14 protein-coding genes are annotated in these 18,210 nt (G+C 47.2%); 5 read left to right on the top strand and 9 right to left on the bottom strand.

What is annotated here, in order from left to right; genetic code table 11:
• Positions 1 to 314: 314 nt before the first annotated feature.
• Complete coding sequence (locus NDI35_RS17730) at positions 315 to 908, bottom strand: DUF4129 domain-containing protein (RefSeq protein WP_445313885.1); 594 nt, start codon at positions 906 to 908, stop codon at positions 315 to 317.
• A 9-nt stretch (positions 909 to 917) separates the two neighbouring features.
• A complete protein-coding gene (locus NDI35_RS17725) occupies positions 918 to 1,148 on the bottom strand; it encodes a hypothetical protein (protein ID WP_445313884.1) in 231 nt (76 codons plus the stop codon).
• A gap of 238 nt (positions 1,149 to 1,386) precedes the next feature.
• Here NDI35_RS17725 and NDI35_RS17720 point away from each other — a divergent pair, with 238 nt between their 5' ends.
• The 5 genes from NDI35_RS17720 to NDI35_RS17700 all read left to right on the top strand — a co-directional run bounded on the left by NDI35_RS17720 (position 1,387) and on the right by NDI35_RS17700 (position 6,402).
• Positions 1,387 to 3,114 carry a diflavin flavoprotein gene (locus NDI35_RS17720; protein WP_445313883.1) on the top strand — a complete coding sequence of 576 codons (1,728 nt, stop codon included), beginning with the start codon at positions 1,387 to 1,389 and terminating at the stop codon, positions 3,112 to 3,114.
• A 343-nt stretch (positions 3,115 to 3,457) separates the two neighbouring features.
• A complete protein-coding gene (locus NDI35_RS17715) occupies positions 3,458 to 4,087 on the top strand; it encodes a vWA domain-containing protein (protein WP_445313882.1) in 630 nt (209 codons plus the stop codon).
• Positions 4,080 to 5,825 (top strand): diflavin flavoprotein, encoded by a 1,746-nt coding sequence (locus tag NDI35_RS17710; RefSeq protein ID WP_445313881.1) that lies wholly within the window; start codon positions 4,080 to 4,082, stop codon positions 5,823 to 5,825. Before NDI35_RS17715 ends, NDI35_RS17710 begins: the two co-directional genes overlap by 8 nt.
• A gap of 114 nt (positions 5,826 to 5,939) precedes the next feature.
• Positions 5,940 to 6,206 carry a type II toxin-antitoxin system HicA family toxin gene (locus NDI35_RS17705; RefSeq protein ID WP_445313880.1) on the top strand — a complete coding sequence of 89 codons (267 nt, stop codon included), beginning with the start codon at positions 5,940 to 5,942 and terminating at the stop codon, positions 6,204 to 6,206.
• A complete protein-coding gene (locus tag NDI35_RS17700) occupies positions 6,193 to 6,402 on the top strand; it encodes a type II toxin-antitoxin system HicB family antitoxin (protein ID WP_445313879.1) in 210 nt (69 codons plus the stop codon). The genes NDI35_RS17705 and NDI35_RS17700 overlap by 14 nt, the downstream gene beginning before the upstream one ends.
• A gap of 61 nt (positions 6,403 to 6,463) precedes the next feature.
• Here NDI35_RS17700 and pgsA read toward each other — a convergent pair whose 3' ends face one another.
• The 7 genes from pgsA to NDI35_RS17660 all read right to left on the bottom strand — a co-directional run bounded on the left by pgsA (position 6,464) and on the right by NDI35_RS17660 (position 18,151).
• Positions 6,464 to 6,982: a CDP-diacylglycerol--glycerol-3-phosphate 3-phosphatidyltransferase gene (gene pgsA, locus NDI35_RS17695; RefSeq protein WP_333431745.1), complete on the bottom strand. Its 519-nt coding sequence runs from the start codon at positions 6,980 to 6,982 to the stop codon at positions 6,464 to 6,466.
• A gap of 484 nt (positions 6,983 to 7,466) precedes the next feature.
• A complete protein-coding gene (locus NDI35_RS17690; RefSeq protein WP_510182637.1) occupies positions 7,467 to 8,828 on the bottom strand; it encodes a calcium-binding protein in 1,362 nt (453 codons plus the stop codon).
• A 318-nt stretch (positions 8,829 to 9,146) separates the two neighbouring features.
• Positions 9,147 to 10,859: a pentapeptide repeat-containing protein gene (locus NDI35_RS17680; RefSeq protein WP_445313878.1), complete on the bottom strand. Its 1,713-nt coding sequence runs from the start codon at positions 10,857 to 10,859 to the stop codon at positions 9,147 to 9,149.
• A 636-nt stretch (positions 10,860 to 11,495) separates the two neighbouring features.
• Positions 11,496 to 11,747, bottom strand: a complete 252-nt coding sequence (locus tag NDI35_RS17675; protein WP_445313877.1) for a hypothetical protein — start codon at positions 11,745 to 11,747, stop codon at positions 11,496 to 11,498.
• Positions 11,748 to 11,875: 128 nt separating this feature from the next.
• The gene (locus NDI35_RS17670) at positions 11,876 to 12,730 is read right to left on the bottom strand and encodes an ADP-ribosylglycohydrolase family protein (protein ID WP_510182638.1); all 855 of its coding nucleotides are present in this window, start codon (positions 12,728 to 12,730) and stop codon (positions 11,876 to 11,878) included.
• Positions 12,731 to 12,804: 74 nt separating this feature from the next.
• Complete coding sequence (locus NDI35_RS17665) at positions 12,805 to 13,515, bottom strand: sugar transferase (protein ID WP_445313875.1); 711 nt, start codon at positions 13,513 to 13,515, stop codon at positions 12,805 to 12,807.
• A gap of 274 nt (positions 13,516 to 13,789) precedes the next feature.
• The gene (locus NDI35_RS17660) at positions 13,790 to 18,151 is read right to left on the bottom strand and encodes a hypothetical protein (protein WP_445313874.1); all 4,362 of its coding nucleotides are present in this window, start codon (positions 18,149 to 18,151) and stop codon (positions 13,790 to 13,792) included.
• Between the last annotated feature and the right edge of the window lie 59 nt (positions 18,152 to 18,210).

Here is an 18,210-nt window from a genome sequence, read left to right as displayed (position 1 = left end):
CGACAACTAATGGGATTCACCTACAGGGCTGATTGTGGGCTATCTCGACCCGAATCCCATTGCTGGTGCTAGTAGTTTCGTGGCTTTCAATCCATTTGCTACTCCGGTCTGATAGCACCCTTTCAAGGTCGTACTCTTAGATGCTACGCCGGTTATTATAGTACGACCTTGAACCCTTGTATATTGAAAGAAGTAGATTGCAATTGGCTATTGGGTGGGGGTTTTTGAGTTTGTCTGTTTTTGGTAATTATTGTTGATAAAACCAGACCCTAAAATTATCGATTCGATATTATTGTTTTTTTGCGTTTACCTACTTAATCCTTAATTTGTTGATAAGCTTGCTGACACTGTTCAAAGGTTGAGGCGGAAGCTTCTGTATTCCCGAAATATAGTTGCTGATGTATTGTTATCACAGTTTCGTAAGGCACTGGCTGGGGTAATTGCTGGATTAATTCCAAATATTCGCCATCAGTGCGACTGGGTTGGTGAACCACGGTTCCCGCATCATTTAACCGCTGCAACACCGCCATGTAAAGACAGCGGCAAGCTTGGCGGTATTTCCCTTGTTGCTGCAATTTTTGCGATCGCAACAACCACTCGGCTACCGACAAATCGTTAATTGTTTTTTTCGCACTTCCATCAGTTGTTTGATTCCTCTTTTTGAAATTATGAATATAAAAACGTAACAGTTGCCAAATCTGCCAACTCGCCCAGGCTGCGAGCAATGCTAAGATTAACCAAAAGGCTGCTTTAGCGATCGCCCCCAAGATGGGGGAATCAAACCAAGATGGTAATTTGACATTCGGTATATTTTGGGCAGTTTTTAGTTCCCACCACTCCTGCAATCGCTGTTGCGACTGTCCTAATTGCCAACCCAAATTAGTTTTATCAAAGGAACTTTCAGACATAGCTTTACATCAATCAGTAGATTTTTGATTGCGGATTGGAAATTTTTTTCTTATATCATTATCCCCAAATCCCCGACTTCTTAAAGAAATCTGGGATAAGAGAGCGCGATCGCATTTGACGTTTGATAAGGTTGACTTAAATGCCAAGTTATTGTCCCTCATCCAAATTGCCGCGCGATCGAGAATCGCATTTGAGTGATATTCTTCTAAAGTGGCGATCGCCCAACCGCTTGATCTCACTTTTGTTACCACAGAGATCAGTTTATTGTCAACTGTTTATAGACCCAAAATTGATTTTATTGAATTTTCCTTCTTCCTCAAATCCGTTACATCCCTTACAGTGCTTTGTTGCCGAACTGCCTTACGCCATAAATTTTGGGATACTTAACAGCCTCATAAGAAATTTTATAAAGATTTACAAAAAAAACGTGTCAGAATGGAAACAATAAGGTAATGGGTAATAGACAAGGAGGCACTGATGGTAGCGCTGACTGAACGAGTCCAACGCAGATTGACGGTGGAAAAAGTCGAAATTGCCTCTGACACAACGGCAATTCGATGCCTGGACTGGGATAGAGACCGCTTTGACATCGAATTCGGGCTCAAAAACGGTACAACTTACAACTCATTCATCATTCGCGGTGAAAAAACCGCCCTCGTCGATACCTCGCACGAGAAGTTTCGCCAGCAATACATGGACACTCTGACGGGCGAAATTGACCCCAAAGAGATTGACTATCTAATTATCAGCCACACCGAGCCAGACCACAGCGGTTTAGTCAAAGACGTGCTGGCGCTGGCACCCCAAGCAATTGTCGTGGGGGCGAAAGTAGCAATTCAATTTTTAGAAAACCTTGTACACCAACCATTTGAGCGATTGGTAGTCAAAAACGGGGACAAACTAGATTTAGGAAACGACCACATTATCGAATTCGTATCGGCGCCAAACTTGCACTGGCCCGATACTATTTTCAGCTACGACAGCAAAACTCAAGTGCTGTTCACCTGCGATGCTTTCGGGATGCACTACTGTTCCGACAGCACCTTCGATGACGATTTAGCAGCAGTTGAGGAAGATTACCACTTTTATTATGAGTGTTTAATGGCTCCCAACGCTCGATCGGTACTCGCTGCAATGAAGCGGATGGCAGAGTTGGGAGAAATCGGTTTAGTTGCGACCGGTCACGGCCCCTTGCTGCGGCACAATGTGGTGGAACTTACCGGACGCTACAAAAAGTGGAGCCAAGCGCAAGCTAAGGCAGAAACCACTGTAGCGGTATTTTACACTTCCGATTACGGATTTAGCGATCGACTCAGCCAGGCGATAGCCCACGGTATCACCAAAACCGGTGTCGCTGTGGAAATGATGGATTTGAGAATCGCCGACTTGCAAGAAGTTGCGGAACTTGTCGGTAATGCTGCCGGTATCGTAATTTGTTCGCCCCCGAGTAGCGGTACTGCTGCTGTGAATGCCGAAGCTGCCATCAACACAATTTTAGTTGCGGCTAACAACAAACAATCTTTCGGTTTGTGCGAATCTGGCGGCGGCGATGACGTATCTATTTACCCGCTGAGAAACAAGTTCAAAGAGTTGGGTTTAAAAGAAGCATTTCCCAACATTTTAATTAAAGAATCACCGACAGAAGCGAGTTATCAACTTTGCGATGAAGCCGGCACCGACTTGGGACAGTGGCTGACGCGGGACAAAGCAGTCAAACAGATGAAATCCCTCGACAGCGACCTTGATAAAGCTTTGGGACGGATCAGCGGCGGACTGTACATCATCACCGCCCAAAAAGGCGATGTTAGCGGTGCGATGCTGGCTTCTTGGGTAACTCAAGCTAGCTTTAAACCGCTGGGTTTAACAATAGCAGTTGCGAAGGATCGGGCGATCGAATCGATGATGCACGCGGGAGATAAATTTGTTCTCAACGTGCTGGAAGAAGGCAATTATCAAACTTTGATGAGGCACTTTTTAAAGCGTTTTGCTCCTGGTGCCGATCGATTTGCCGGAGTTAAAACTCAACCTGCTACCAACGGTTCTCCGATTTTGACAGATGCTTTGGCTTACATGGAATGCGAAGTAGTCAGCCGGATGGAACTTTCGGATCATCATATCGTATATGCGATCGTTGATAGCGGCCGCGTCTCCAATCCAGATGCACTGCCGGCAGTTCACCACCGAAAAGTCGGAAATCATTATTAGGAAGTCAGTTGACGGTTGACAGTTGACTGTTGTCAGTTGACAGTTGACTGTTGGCAGTTGTCAGGTGCAAAGGGGAAATTCAACGATATATTGATTGACTGTCTGAGTCAACACCCCCCAAAGGTATTAGTAAGGTGCGTCAGCCGATGTTTTATTCGACTTCATCATCGACTATCTACTGACGCACCCTACAATTACAGTCCACGACACAACTGGCTACGCAAAAACTCTCAACGTTGGGTGCTGGTGGCGCACCTTACCGGGTTCTGGGTGTTGGGTGCGCCAGCAGCAAACCGGGCAAACCGTTGTCATTTTGACTCCATTTTAACTAGGGGAATTGCCAATGCCTGCGAATCTTTTAGAAGACCGAGATTACACAATTATTATTGCCAGAAGCGATGCCAGCCGAGACCCTCACCATCCTTGGTACGAGGATTGGGTAGAAGCACAGGCATCTCTGATCGACTTAGCAAAAAAATGTCAGCAATTTGACAGCGACGGCATTACCCTTTACGAAGCTTCTACTCCTATGTGGAAGTATAAAAATTCCAATGTTGCCCAGTTAGCTGAAATTTTGCAGCGACAAAATACGGAACCGGATTCAGCAAACCCCACTGCAATTAATTTGGAAGAAGCTCTTAAAGCAAGTTTTAGCGATTATTTCGCCAACAAAACAGATGGCAAAGGGAAGAAAGGAGCAATAATTGTTGCAGTCCTTGATGAAAAACCCGAAAATACCGCTGCTGTCGCCGAAATTATTGTAAGTGCGGCAAATAAAATAGAGAAAGATGAAGAAATTGGAGTGAGCTTTATCCAAATTGGGGATGATTTGAAAACCCGGGAATTTCTGACTGACCTGGATACCAATTTACAGGGTCGAGGTGCAAGGTTTGACATTGTAGATACCAAGTTTTGGCACGAAATCAAAAGAAGTTCTGTAGTCCAGTTTCTCATAGGTGCAATAAATGACTAACACTTTGATTCCTAGACTCGCATCGGATGCCAAACCTCGCGACGTGCAGTTTATCCCGATCGCACTCGATACTTTTATTGTGCGATCGCGCACTTGGGACAGACTCAAATTTGAAGTCGAGTATTCGCTGCAAAAGGGTACGACAGCCAATAGCTATATTATTCAAGCTGACCAAACTGCTTTGTTCGACCCGCCGGGGGAATCTTTTACTCAAAATTACCTGGAATTTTTGCAGCAACGGGTGGACTTGACCAAGCTGGATTACATAATTTTGGGGCATTTCAATGCTAATAGGTCAGTAACAATTAAAGCTCTGTTAGACTTAGCTCCTCAAGTAGCTTTGGTTTGCACCAATCCCGCCGCAATTAGTTTGCGCGCAGCTTTTCCCGACCAAGAATTAAACATTATGATCGTTCGGGGAGAAGAAACTCTCAATTTAGGAAAAGGTCACGCCTTAAAATTCATCGCAACTCCAACTCCCCGTTGGCCTGATCAACTTTGCACCTACGATCCGCACACTCGAATCGTGTTCACTGACAAACTATTTGGAGCTCACGTTTGCGGGGATCAAGTATTCGATGAAGGGTGGAGCGTTTACAGCGAAGATCGGCGCTATTATTACGATTCCCTGCACGCATCCCAAGCAAAACAAGTGCTGGCAGCAATGGATAAATTCGCCGATTTACCAGCAGCATTTTATGCTCCCGGTCACGGCCCGATCGTCCGTTACGGCCTTAATGAACTGAGCAATTTGTATCGGGAATGGAGCCAGCAACAAAATTCAAAAGACTTGACAGTTGCTTTGATTTATGCTTCGGCTTACGGGAATACGGCTACTTTAGCGCAGGCAATCGCCAAAGGAATTACTAAAGCCGGCGTTGCGGTGGAAAGTATTAACTGCGAATTTGCCGAACCGGGAGAAATTAAAGAGGCGATCGAAAAATGCGCGGGATTTATCATCGGAACTCCCACGCTAGCAGGACACGCTCCGACGCAAATTCAAACTGCTTTGGGAATTGTTTTATCTACCGCAACTAAGAGCAAATTAGCGGGGGTTTTCGGTTCTTTTGGCTGGAGCGGAGAGGCGATCGACTTAGTGGAAAATAAGCTGAAAGATGCTGGCTATAGAATTGGATTTGAGCCGATTCGAGCAAAATTTAAGCCGACGGCGGCGACAATTCACGAGTGTACAGAAGCGGGCACAGATTTTGCTCAAGCTTTGATTCGAGCGCAAAAATTGCGGGCACCGAAACCGCAGTTAGCAGCAGGGAGCGATCGCACTGAACAAGCAGTAGGGAGACTCGTTGGTTCGCTGTGTGTAGTCTCGGCGAAGCGGGAGGATGTCACCAGTGCGATGCTGGCTTCGTGGGTGTCGCAAGCAACTTTTAATCCGCCCGGTGTGACGATTGCGGTGGCGAAAGATCGATCGATCGAAGCTTTGATGTATGCCGGAGATAAGTTTGTGCTGAATATCTTAGCCGAAGGGCGACAGTTGCGGAAGTATTTCATGAAAAACTTTGCTCCGGGAGAAGACAGATTTGCGGGAGTCGAAACAATGGAAGCTAGCAACGGCTGTCCGGTTTTGACTGATGCTCTAGCTTATCTCGAATGCGAAGTGATAAGTCGGATGGAATGCGGCGATCACTGGGTAGTTTATGCAGCGGTTGAAAACGGTCATTTGCTGAAAAATGACGGCGTGACAGCGGTGCACTATCGGAAATCTGGGACTCATTATTAAGGAATTTGTCATTCGTCAGAATTTTAGATTCGGGGTTCTGATTTCTGACGAATGACTTTCGATCGCCAACTCAGAAATATGTCATCATAAAATAACTGATCACTTGGACAGAGCGTGAGTCAACCAGACAAACTGCTAGCTAAAATCTTACTCGGTAATTCCGACGCCAATATACCCTTTGCTCAACTTTGCCAACTTTTACGCAGACTCGGCTTTGAGGAACGGATTCGCGGCAGTCACCACATATTTGCTAAAGATGGTGTTGAAGAAATCCTAAATCTTCAACCCAAAGGCTCGCAAGCCAAAGTTTATCAAGTCAGGCAAATTCGTGAGGTAATTCTCAAACACCAACTAGGAGGTGCAAACGATGCTTCGCTATGAAATTATCCTCTACTGGAGTCAAGAAGACCAAGCATTTATTGCCGAAGTGCCGGAATTACCAGGATGCGCTGCGGATGGCGAAACTTATCAAGAAGCACTACAAAATATAGAGATTGTTATGCAGGAGTGGATTGAGACGGCTCAGGAATTGGGGCGTTCTATTCCTCAACCGAAAAATCGCTTGATTTCGGCTTAGTTTAATAGGAATTTAACTCGTTACCAGGAATAGCTTGGGAACGAGTAATCAAGAAGGTAGCTTACTTTTCCTCAGCAGTCTTTTCCGGCCAGAGATAAATAGCGCCAGAAATCAAAGTTAAAGCCACAGAAACCCAAAAAGCAATTACTGCGGGAAAATTCCACGCTTCAGACAGAGGGGCAATTAAAAGTGCGATCGCCACAATCTGACTCACCGTCTTCAATTTGCCCCAAATATTAGCTCCCGAAATCGTAGTTTTATTAACACGCCACCCCGCAATTGTCAACTCCCGACCCAAAATCAAAAACACTCCCCAAGCCGGGACTCGACCCAACTCAATCAACACTAAAAGCGGCGCGAGCACCAACAATTTATCCACCAAAGGATCGAGAAACTTACCCAAATCGGTAATTTGATTCAGTTTCCTAGCCAAATAGCCGTCCAGCCAATCAGTAGCCGCAGCTACCACAAAAATTGCGGTGCAAATCCAGCGGCTTTGAGCGCTTGGGTCGTACAAACCGTAGAGCAGAAAAGGCACTCCCAGCAAGCGAGAAAAAGTAATCAAATTAGGCAAATTCATAAATCAAAAATTAAGGGCTACTCTACGAATGCTTTCCTTAATTTAACATTTACACGCCTGATAATCACGTGGATTTACTTAATTTCAAAACATTCTGATTAGAGTTGTCACAAGATTGGATAATTTATCGGCTCAATCTGTTGTGTCGCCTCGCGCGATCGAATTCGATTTTTACTCCCGATTGGCGATCGTAACTGGCTAGAAACATTCTGAAATATAGTTCACTAGCTCAGGGCAATCTTTGGCGTTCACGGCTACCTCCTGACCAAACTGGGCAGGGAAATTGGCATGAAAAAAAAGAATCTGCGGATTCCTGCTCCAAGACTAAAATCCTGTTGCCTTTAAAGAGACAGCAGGAGATAAAAACTGTCAAGGGACAGAATATAGATTTGCGCGGTGGTGGCAAGAAAAGATGAACTTATTTACCGCGTCTAAAGCCAGTTTGCGCTTGGTTTGGGCTTAAAATTTGTTTAAGTCCCGTTAATTAAAAGGGTGATTCCTCAACGAAATGCGAGGCGTTAAATTGACGCACTCCTTGAACCACAGCTAGCGTTTCCGCTTGAGAAATCGGAATTCCGGCTTCAGGCGTGACGTAGATCCGCGTACTCGGAGTAGCAACCCCGTTAACTGTCAGCGAGATGTTCTGGAACGATAGCTGCTCAAAGGTAATCCCCTCCAGTAAGAAGTAGTCAGTCCCCTTCACGAAGTCAACGATGTAGTCACCAGCAGGAGGAGTAACAACTGGCTCACCGGGCTCGATTGGTTCGGGCGTAAAATCGGTGAACAGCAACTGGAAGTAGTCGGTGTCAGCCCCGCCGGTTAGCGTGTCGCGGGCGGTTTGAGTTTCCGCATCTTCGCCGCCAAAGAGTAGGTCAACGCCAGCGCCACCGATGACACGATCGACTCCTGCACCAGCATCCAGGAAGTCATCGCCTGCGCCACCATTGAGAATGTCATTGCCAGCCAGTGTTTCAGCAACTCCCTCGTCGCCATAGATAGTGTCATTGCCACCCAGACCACTGAGGTTGTCATTGCCCTCTCCGCCATCAATGAAGTCGCCTTCAGCGCCACCCCTGATGGTTTCTAAGCCAGTGCCACCTAACAGGGTGCTAGAGCCAGCGCCACCATCAAGGATGTCATTGCCATCGCCACCATCGAGGAAGTCAATGCCATCGCCACCATTGAGGAGGTCATCTCCGGCATAGCCAAAGAGCGTATCATTGCCTACGCCGCCATCGAGGGTATCGTTGCCGCCGCCCGCTAAGCTGTCCCCTTCTCCGTAGAGGGTGTCGTTGCCGCTGCCGCCAACCAGGGAATCGGCTCCGCCAAAAATTTCGCCTTTTTCATCATCGCCGTAGATCACGTCATCGGTAAAGCCACCAATAACGGTGTCATCGCCAGCACCACCAAATCCTGTGTCCTCGAAACCTACAAAGATTCGGTCTTTCCCAGCCCCACCATCGAGGAAATCTTTGCCATCGTTGACATCGTTGGCGTTTGAGCCTCCGTACAGGATGTCATTGCCATCCTCGCCATACAATGAGTCTTCGCCTGAATCGCCAAAAAGTTGATCGGCTCCCATTCCACCATGCAGGCTGTCCTTCTCCAGCCCACCGTAGAGGAAGTCGTTACCATCCTCACCATATAGATCGTCTTCGCCGTTTTCTCCAAAGAGTCGATCGGCTCCAGCACCACCATACATGGTGTCTTTATCCTCTCCACCGTAGATGCTGTCGTTACCGCCTAAGCCAGACAGCAGATCTTCCTTACCAAAGCCACGAATTATGTCGGCGTTATTGGTTCCGGTCAGAGTATCGGACTCTGGAGTTCCATTTCTGGTAGCCATAATTTTCTCCTGTTGTTATGTAAGTGTGTCGTAGTGTTATGTGAACTGTCGGCATCGCACAAAAGTGATTAGTGCACCCTAGAATTCGGTGCTTCGTTACTGCTGGCAATCCTCACCATTTCCCCCCTTTCCAACGTTGAAAAGGGGGATGCCAAGGCATGGAGAGGAGAACTAAAATGCGAGAAATCATCACAAAGACTCCGGTTGAGATAATGTCCGATCGATCGCCTTAATAGAAATATCGAAAAGCCTTAGTGTCAAAGCATTGTCATTATGGGTCCAGCGAAGCGGAGGGAATTGCTCGGACTTGATAGGAGGTTACGAGAACTGGAAGATTGGACGATTGGTCGAGCTGATATTGGTGCTGACATTAGCCGCCGTAAACGAAGTGTTGGCTAGGGTGATCAACAGCGCGCCTGTGCCAAAACCGGCATCGCCAGCAATGCCATTGCCCAATCGCAATTGAGTGTTCGCGCCAGATGGCACCACATCGATCGCTGCAATGCCACTGAAGGATAGGATGTCTCCGCTGGCTCCGAGGGTGAAACCATTCACGCGATCGGAACCATGACCACTGCGGTAGTGAATGGTATCTCTGCCACCACCGCCTGTGAGGGTGTCATTTCCCGCAGCACCAAACAACGCATCATTGCCGGGGCCGCCTGTCAGGATATCAGCACCACTGCCGCCATCCAGGTAATCATCCCCGTCACCGCCATTGATGGAGTCATCGCCGTCGAGCCCGAAGATATTATCTTTGCTGCCGGTTCCAGTTAGGGTATCGTTACTGCCAGTCCCGATCGTTAGACCCACGACATCCACTGCATTGACCCCGGTCAGGTTCGCCCCGACCATCGTGGCATCGGTGAAGTTGGCTTTGACCAGGTTGGCATTGCTTAAGTTGGCATTAGTGAAGTTGGCACCGATGAAACTCCCCACTTCCAGGCTCGCACCTGTCAGATTGGCGTTCCTAAAATTGGTCAGGTTATCTCCAACTGCCTCCTTCAGGTTTGCCCCTGCCAGGTTTGCCCCCGTAAAGTTGGCTCCAGCCACATTACTCTTCTCAATAAGAGCGTTGTCCAGTTGAACTCCACCCGTCAGGTTAGCGCCAACGAGAATTGCTCCACCCAGATTGGCGTTGCTGAGATCAGCACCAACCACGATTGCATTGCTCAAATCTGCACCCTTCAGCTCTATGCCTTCTGCAATCACCTGAGTCAGGTTCGCGTTGTTCAACTCAGAATCTGCGAAACTAGCACCGCCCATTTGAGTGCGCGTACCATTTGCATGGGCGCTGAAGTCAGCACCAGCCAGATTGACATCTTCGGCACTAAAGCCAGTCATATTGGCTCCGCGAAAGCGAGAAGTTGTCAGTGTCAATCCATCGGGTGGGTCGGCATCCGTCAGATTAACCTCACTCAGGTTGGCAAGGTCAAAGATGGTGTTGCTGAGGATAATGTCTGTGAAATTAGTCGATTCGTCGAATTGAGCGCCGGTAAAGTTCGCATTGATCAACAAGGTTCCATCCAGCTCAGCACCCTGGAATTTGGCATTGGTCAAATTGGCGCCCGTAAAGTCAGCCGCTTTCAGCTTAGTTTTATAGAAATCAGCACCCGTAAAGTTTGCTCCTCTTAGGTTCGGTCGCTCCGACTGTTCGCCGCTGAGATTGGCCTCATGGAGAATGGCATTGGTCAGGTTGGCGTTGGACAGGTTGATGAATTTTGTGCTGATCAGCGACAGATTTACTCCTGTTAGGTTGGCGCGACTGAAATTGACGTTTTCTAAGGTCGCTTTATAAAAATTCGCCGGTTGAAAGTTGGTATTGGCAGCAAAGATGGCATTCGTTGCATCTACATTCAGCAGAAATGCCTCTTCAAAGTTGGTACCTCTGAGTTGAGTGGAAATACCTTGAGCGTTGCGCCTGAACAAGACGTTTTCTAGTCGGGCTTTGAAGAATGTGGAACCATTGAGGTTTTGCCCACTAAAGTTATTGCCGACCAAACTTTGATTACTAAAGTTTTGCGCTACCATTTGTAGTTACCCAAAAGTGAAAACTTAGGTTTTGAAGAGCATGAAACAATTGGTCTTGACTTGAGACTTTAGACTCAAATATTTTTAATGGCTGAATCTGGTTTACATCTTATGAGCCTCCCAAATTTCCCACAAGCGGCAAATCCTTTTCTTTACAGAATCTTTAAAAAAAAGCACACTTTTATAAAGATGGTGTGAATTTATTCTAAAAAAGCATAACTATTTCTAACAAAATCCCGTATTTTTACTGAAAAAGCACAAACTGATTCTGACTATTCGCTGTTATGGCCTTCGTCAGGGCAACGCTTTTGACTCCTGAATTATGCTGTAAGTGCTGCGGATTCTGGGTATGCTGTTTTTTATTCAAAACTTACACAACTGGCACAATTGGTAGGGTTGCCCAAAACCTTAAACATTTGATAATCGCCCGATAACCACGAGGTCTGACGCACCATACAAGTTGACTTAAATGTGACATTTGCGTAAGTCCTATGAGCTTTATCTAAGGGCGATGATAAGTTTATATACTTACTGATAACTATCGGTGCGAATATCCCAAGTAATGGTGAGTGCCTCTAACAATTTTTGGCATTGCTGCTAGAGGATAGAGAGCCAAAGTCCCCAACCGGCAGGCAACTAGACTATTTTTTTTTCTGATAATTTTGTAATTTGAGATACAGAATTTAATGGAGAATTGTGGATTTTAAAAATATGTCGATCGACCTGCAATTCCTGGTCTTGAACGACGATCGCCTTCGGCAGCTTCTGCCGCAACCAGCAGGCGATCGATCGCAGACCAAGCACCCATAACCCCCGCAGAAATCGCCTGATTAATCCCACTAGCGACATTCCCGCGCGGCTGACCAAAGTATTCAATTCGCGGTTCAACTACTGCACAAAAGGCACTCCCAGCAAGCTATAAAAAGTAATCAAAGTAGGCAAATTCATAATAGAAATAAGTTCGGCCACAAAGCAGTGTACGGGATTTAAGGGATCTAACATATCTCAGGAAGAAGTCAGAAGTCGATCGCGCAATTCATTAACTGTCGATCCAGTTCTCTGATATAATCTCTGCCGTAAGATTTATTTTCTAATCCTTGTACCAAATTTTCTGGCAGGTCTTGGGCAATTTCATTGCTACAGGAACCAGCAGCTAAAGCAATAGTTGCTACTGTATCGACATCGCCCGAAAAGGCAATGCAATCTTGGAGGAGTTTGCTCATACTATCATTTCGCATGACAGCAGTAATAGCTGCTCTCACACAGACCAAACCTTTAACGCTGACTTCTCCTTGCCAAGGTATCGACCACTCACCAGCTACGTGCTTTTCTAGAAAAATTCCCAAATTCTTCTTTAAACCTAGCTGATAAATAAAGTAATGGGACATCAAAGCGGCCGCTATAGCTGCTTTAATGCCATCAGGAGTATTGTGAGTAATTGCAGCTTGAATGGTAGCATTTTCGATTACTTTTTCAATAGTAGGAAAAATGCCTATGGGGCATGCTCGCATCGCCGATCCGCTTTTATCGCTAGCGGAGTGAATTTTTTCTAAGAATTCTTTTCCGTCTTGAACTTGTAGCAAAAAATTGTAAAATTTACCAGCATAACCAAATCGCCGATCGCGCTGAAAAGCTGCAACAAATTTGCTGGCTAAAAGTTCCGGTGTCCAAGGTTGTCGGCTGACGATAGCTTCTGCGACGGCTAAACTCATCTGCGTATCGTCTGTGTAACATCCAGGCGGGATATCGTGACGGGGATGCTTGATGTAGCCGTTGAGATTGTTGTACATTTCGATCGTCTGCTGGTCAACAAATTCAAAACCCGCACCGTAAGCGTCACCAATCGCTAATTCTATTAACATATATTTAATCCGTTTCCTACTATTTCATCCCCTATTTTTTCCTAAAATTTAAAATCCAAAAACACCCCAAAACAGCAAGTCTATTAACACGCACCGTTTTTGCTGAAGACCACCCAAATTGTTTTGCAAATCAAAGTGATGTCGTAGACAACAGACCACTTACCCTGATAGTCGAGATCCATGCGGACAATCTCGTCAAAGTCTTTAACTCCAGACCGTCCGTTGACTTGCCACTCCCCAGTCAGACCGGGTTTGACATTTAAACGTTGCCAGTGGAACTCGTCATAGGCAGCAACCTCATCGGGAGTTGGCGGTCGAGTTCCCACTAAACTCATGTCGCCCACTAACACATTCCAGAATTGAGGCAACTCGTCCAAACTCGTGCTCCGCAAGAAGCGGCCGACGCGGGTAATTCGCGGGTCATTTTCATTCTTAAAAATGTGACCCTTGGCTTGATTGCTAACTAAATGTTTGAGATTTTCTGCACCGACAACCATCGATCGAAACTTCCATATTCTGAAAGGTCGCCCTTTGAAGCTGCAGCGGACTTGACTGTAAAGCAGCGGACCCGGATTGTCCAACAGCATCGCCACTGCCACCGGCACCGCCACCACTGCAGCAATTGCCAGTCCCAGCAGCGAGCCCAAAATATCGAGCGCCCGCTTTACCTTGCTCGTTACGGATCGGTGATGCTGTTGTTTTGATACACAGACTTTGTAAGTATATTCTTGAAAAAATAAGGACAGCGTTTCTGATAATGATGATTTCGACGAGGCACCCATCGGAAATTTCATATGATTTCTCTCAACTTTAACGATCTCTTACGTCCATCTTATTAGCCATCCCAAATCTGCAGAACCTGAAATACTCAGCTTTGCACAATCTTTAAAAACCAATCACACTTTTATAAAGTTTCTATGTATTTTTTATAAAAAAGTATAAAGTGTATGTAAAGTTACGTAAATTTACAGAAAAAAGTTAGTCCTGGACACAAAAAAACCTGGTTTCGACTAGGACTCTTCCCGAAAGACAGGGAGGATTCTACTGAGAAACCGGGTTTTTTGCCGTTTAGCGATAAATATCGGTGCGAACATCCCAAGCAAGTGTTAGCGGTTCTAACAATTTTTGCTGGCTGCTAGAGGCGAGTTTGGCTAAATATTCGCGGACAACAAAGGCGTGTTCGAGATTCAAACGATAACCCCGTGAGACATCTTCAAAGAAAAGCGGCTCAGCCAAAATTGCTTCCCAATCAGGATTTTGTCTCGACTCCTCGGCCAACAGCATGAAATCTTCCTCCGCAGGCACAAGTCCCGCCGGCAAATTTCCTTCCAAAATCCGCAGAATCCGGGGCTCGCAGGTGCGGGTATTCACGCCCTGGCGTTCCAACAACTGCAAAATTTCCTGAAAGCTCAGAGTTTCCCCGCCCAAAACCTGCATTAATTCCCACAGCAGAAAAAAGTCGCTGTACTGCTGCTGCGACACATCCAAAATGTGAGGATATAGACCCAAACTCGCCAACCCGCAAGCAACTCGACCAATTTTTTGGAAAAAATTTGTACTTTGAGATACAGAATTTAATGCAGAATTGTCAATCTCAAAAATATCTCGATCGCCCTGCAATTCCTGGTCTTGAACCACGATCGCATTCGGCAACTTCTGCCGCAACCAGCGGGCGATCGCAGGCCAAGCACCCATACCCCCCGCACAAATCGCCTGATTAATCCCCGCCGGCGACATTCCCGCGCGGCTCAGCAAAGCATTTAATTCGCGGTTCAACTGCTGCACAAAAGGCACTAAAACCATACTTTCCAAATCTTTGCGCTTCACATCCCAATGCTGCTGGCCAATATCCAAACTAAAACTTTTTTGATGTTGCAAAATAACTTTTATTTGCCTTGCCGCCTCTAACAATTGCAGGCCAAAAACAGAACCTTGCAACTGCTGCTGCAATTGATAGCGGTTCGGCAAATCTGGATGACCAGGACGTGGCAAATCGAGCGACATTCCCCAAGTTTCATTTTTAGCCAACAACTGACAGATAATATCCTGATCGAAAGCATCGCCAGCAAAACCAAAACTCTGGCAAGTAAAATCAGCACGAGTTAAATCTTGAATATTGGACGGCAACTCAACTAAAGCTAATTCCACCGTCGCCGCCCCCGCATTCAAAATCAAAGTTCCCCCGCTAAAAGACGAAGCATTCACAGTCAGCGGTGCAACTTCTTCAGCGTCCTTAGCAGAATCCACGGCTGACGACTCGACTTCCATGCCATTTTTCACAGGAGTTACAGCAGCAAGCAAAGTGGCGATCGCATCTTCCACCACAAAAATTTGCGAACCAGAAGCCACCAGAGACGCGCCCAAAACCGCCTCCCGCAGATTAAACATATAAACATCCGACCAACCAGCCGGAGTCCCCAAAATTACACCCTGCAAGTCTAAAAGCGCCGCATCGAGAGTTTCGGGCGTCAGTCCCGAAGCCCTACAAATTAAATTAGAAACTGGCAATCCTGCAAAATTCGCCCTCGGCATTGCAGAATCCAAAATTTCCTCGGATTCGGCAAATTTTTGCCCCTGCGTCCTCGGATTCAAAGTAGCCAGCAGTGCCCGCACACCTTGCAGCGGCAAGGCGATCGAAAAAGGCTGCAAGGGCGACCACTGCAACAGCGGTTCGTACATCCCAGCAGCCTCCCGCTGATAAGGAATGCCCACCTTTAAAGGCAATTTAAAATTTTCCAGTAAAAATTCTCCTGCAGCCAAAGCCTGGGGTCGGAATCCCACCGACTTGACTGTCACCTCTGACCCTGGGCTTCCTGGGGCTGTGTTCGCCAGCACCGCAGCCGAGGGAATCCGAAAGCTGGCGTCTGCAGCGGAACCCTCAGCCTGCGATGCTTCCCAGTAAATCGGGTGCAACTGGCCGCTGGTGCGATCGAGCAAAGCCGCAGACAGCCCGCTGGAACCGAAATCAATACCCAAATACCAGCTAGAATTCCGGCGTTCTGGGGATGGGGCGATCGGACCAGCGGCCGAATGCCCAGCCGAGTCTTGCTGCTGTGGCCCGGCTAACTCGCTAAAATCGGTTTTCCCCTCAACAACTCCTGCTTTACTCTCTATCGAAATTAGGTTTTTTTTTTGACTTTCTAGAGGACTCGATCGCAGTTCGTTAGTTTCGGCAGTTTCTGGAGGGGGAGAATCAGTCAAAGGTCGATCGGTCTCGGTTAAACTAGCCAAAATCTCGTCTAGCGTCAAATTCGAGTCGTCTTCCTCCGCAAACAAATCATCCTCAAGTTCGTTTTCCAAAACAAAGGGTTCATCCTCAGAGGAGAGTTCCAACACATCGGAGAACAAATCCTCCAGCGTGCCGAGTTCTTGCTCTGCCGCCTCCGCAAAGGGATTGTTTGCAATGCCTTCGGGGGAACTCGCCGATAAATCCAAGCTGTTAGCGACTGAGAAATTCGATCGCCCGAAGCTAGTATTTTCCAATCCCTCCAAATTGTAGAGGTCTGCCTCCAAAAGTTCCAGAGTATTGTTGTCCAAATTTAGAGCTCGATCGAGGTCATCTTCTAATGCCTCGACCGGCAGCAAATCCTCGTCCGGCGAAGCTTGGATGTACCCATCATCGAGCCGCTGTGAGGATGAGTCGAATTCACCAGTTTGAACGTCATCGGCACTCGGCGCAGCGGGCGTGGCACTGGGTCGGTTCGGGCTAATTTCGGCAGGCGTTCTCAACGGCGAAGCTGCTGATTGAGGCTCAGTAGCGCTGAACTGCTCGCTGAGGTTTTGACCAGTTTCTAGATTTTCTCGATCGTCCCCGTCAAGTTGCACCTCAGCGGTTGAGGGTGGTGCTTCTGAAACTTGAGGTACTGTTGCCACTTGCGGTTCAAATAAATCTGCACTATCTAAAGTTAGAGACTCTACTGAATTCCCCATTACAAAGTCTGAATCTTCATCTACTAAAGTCTCTTCCAGAGATTCGCCTTCATCCAGCAGATTTACAAACAAATCTTCGGTCATTTTTAGCGATTCGGCAGTTTCCCGATCCGTCGCCGCTTGATATTCTACGCCTTCAGTTTTTGCCTCAACGACATTATTTTCTACCGGGAAACTTTCGATTTCTAATTCTACTTCAGGAACCGCTTCTCCCGCAAACAAACTGGCATACAAATCCTCAATTTCTTCTTCGGTTTCTGTTAACCTATTCTCCGATTCACCGCCAGTAAACCGAGCTGCATTTTGAGATATTTCGGGGGTAGAACCCAAGAAATTATCTGCCAACTCCGGGAGCAAACTTGGGGCTTGAATGCGGTCGCGATCGCGCCTCAACTGTCTGAATTGCGGAGAAATTTCTGTACCGGCGTAGGGCAATCTGTCTTGTTCTCCGAATTCGCCGGTGCGAATTTCCTGCACCGAGTCTTCAGTCAGAGTCTCTGTGGCTGAGTGCTCGATCGAAGTATTTGAAAGGGTGGGAGCGACAGGAGATCGATCGGCTGCGGTTGGGGTGACAGTTTCGAGATTATTTGCTAAATCGATCGGCTGTTGAACGTAGGAAGACGCTTCTCGCCCCAACTGTGAGGCCAAGTGGTTGACCAAAGCCGCGAACATCGCCTCGCTCTGCTGGCTCAAACCGTACATATTTTCGAGTTCTTGTCTCAAGGAAGCTTGATAGCTTTGCAGATTTGCTTGCAAAGCTTCGAACACGATAGCCATCCTAGAATCGAGACTCATCAGCAAACTGTCAGCATGAGATTGGAACAGTTGCATTTGCTCCAACCTCTGAGCCGGCGTCAGCAGCGGCTGTTCTTCTGAGGTTTGTCGGTTAAGTGTTACGTCAATAGCCGATTGTTCATCAGGCGCACTGCCCAAAGAGTATGGTGCTGAGATGCTTTGCAATAACTGATTTTCTAGGGAACTTAGAATTTGGGAGAAATCGCTACTCAAGGTTTCTTCCAAGCGACCAGTCAGTACCTGCAAGAATTCAGCAATGATTTGCTGTTGGTTGGCTTGTTGCTGAGCTAGGGATTGTTGCTGCTGCCGTTTTGCTTCTAGCTGTTTGATTTCTTGAATTAGAGCTTGCTGCTCTTGCCGCAAAGCTTCTATGTCTTCTTGGAGTGGCCCTGTCAGGCTGGAACGCAGGTGGCTGATTTCTCCGGTTACGGCAAGCATGATTTGCTCTGCGGCTGAGGGGCGAGGGGCGGGCAGAGGCACTTTGGGCACTGGAACTGGCTGCGGGGGCACATTTGGGCGGGCGGGGGCCTTTGGGGCCGTTAGCTTTGAGTCTGAGGAAACCAGATAAGCGCGAACTCGCTCTAAAAGTTGGCGCTGGTGGACAGTATCAAGAGAACCCGTCCAAGGCAAGCGGGGTGCGGGCTTGCTGAGTACCTCGTCTATCTCAGCAATCAGTGCTTGAATTTTGTACTTCTGAGAATTCAAGGGCGGAACCTCTGGGAATGCGGCTTGGGGGAAACTTTACCGACAAAAGACTGAAGTCA

The organism is Microcoleus vaginatus FACHB-2002, from assembly GCF_040004035.1.
GTDB classification, from domain to species: domain Bacteria; phylum Cyanobacteriota; class Cyanobacteriia; order Cyanobacteriales; family Microcoleaceae; genus Microcoleus; species Microcoleus vaginatus_C.
The sequence above is the reverse complement of the archived record's forward strand: the minus strand, read 5'-3'. Positions and strand labels throughout refer to the sequence as shown.

Coding starts and splice junctions, on each gene's coding strand:
- NDI35_RS17730 (WP_445313885.1), bottom strand. CDS start 908: ATGTCTGAAAGTTCCTTTGATAAAACTAATTTGGGTTGGCAATTAGGA.
- NDI35_RS17720 (WP_445313883.1), top strand. CDS start 1,387: ATGGTAGCGCTGACTGAACGAGTCCAACGCAGATTGACGGTGGAAAAA.
- NDI35_RS17715 (WP_445313882.1), top strand. CDS start 3,458: ATGCCTGCGAATCTTTTAGAAGACCGAGATTACACAATTATTATTGCC.
- NDI35_RS17710 (WP_445313881.1), top strand. CDS start 4,080: ATGACTAACACTTTGATTCCTAGACTCGCATCGGATGCCAAACCTCGC.
- NDI35_RS17700 (WP_445313879.1), top strand. CDS start 6,193: ATGCTTCGCTATGAAATTATCCTCTACTGGAGTCAAGAAGACCAAGCA.
- pgsA (WP_333431745.1), bottom strand. CDS start 6,982: ATGAATTTGCCTAATTTGATTACTTTTTCTCGCTTGCTGGGAGTGCCT.
- NDI35_RS17690 (WP_510182637.1), bottom strand. CDS start 8,828: ATGGCTACCAGAAATGGAACTCCAGAGTCCGATACTCTGACCGGAACC.
- NDI35_RS17680 (WP_445313878.1), bottom strand. CDS start 10,859: ATGGTAGCGCAAAACTTTAGTAATCAAAGTTTGGTCGGCAATAACTTT.
- NDI35_RS17665 (WP_445313875.1), bottom strand. CDS start 13,515: ATGAAATTTCCGATGGGTGCCTCGTCGAAATCATCATTATCAGAAACG.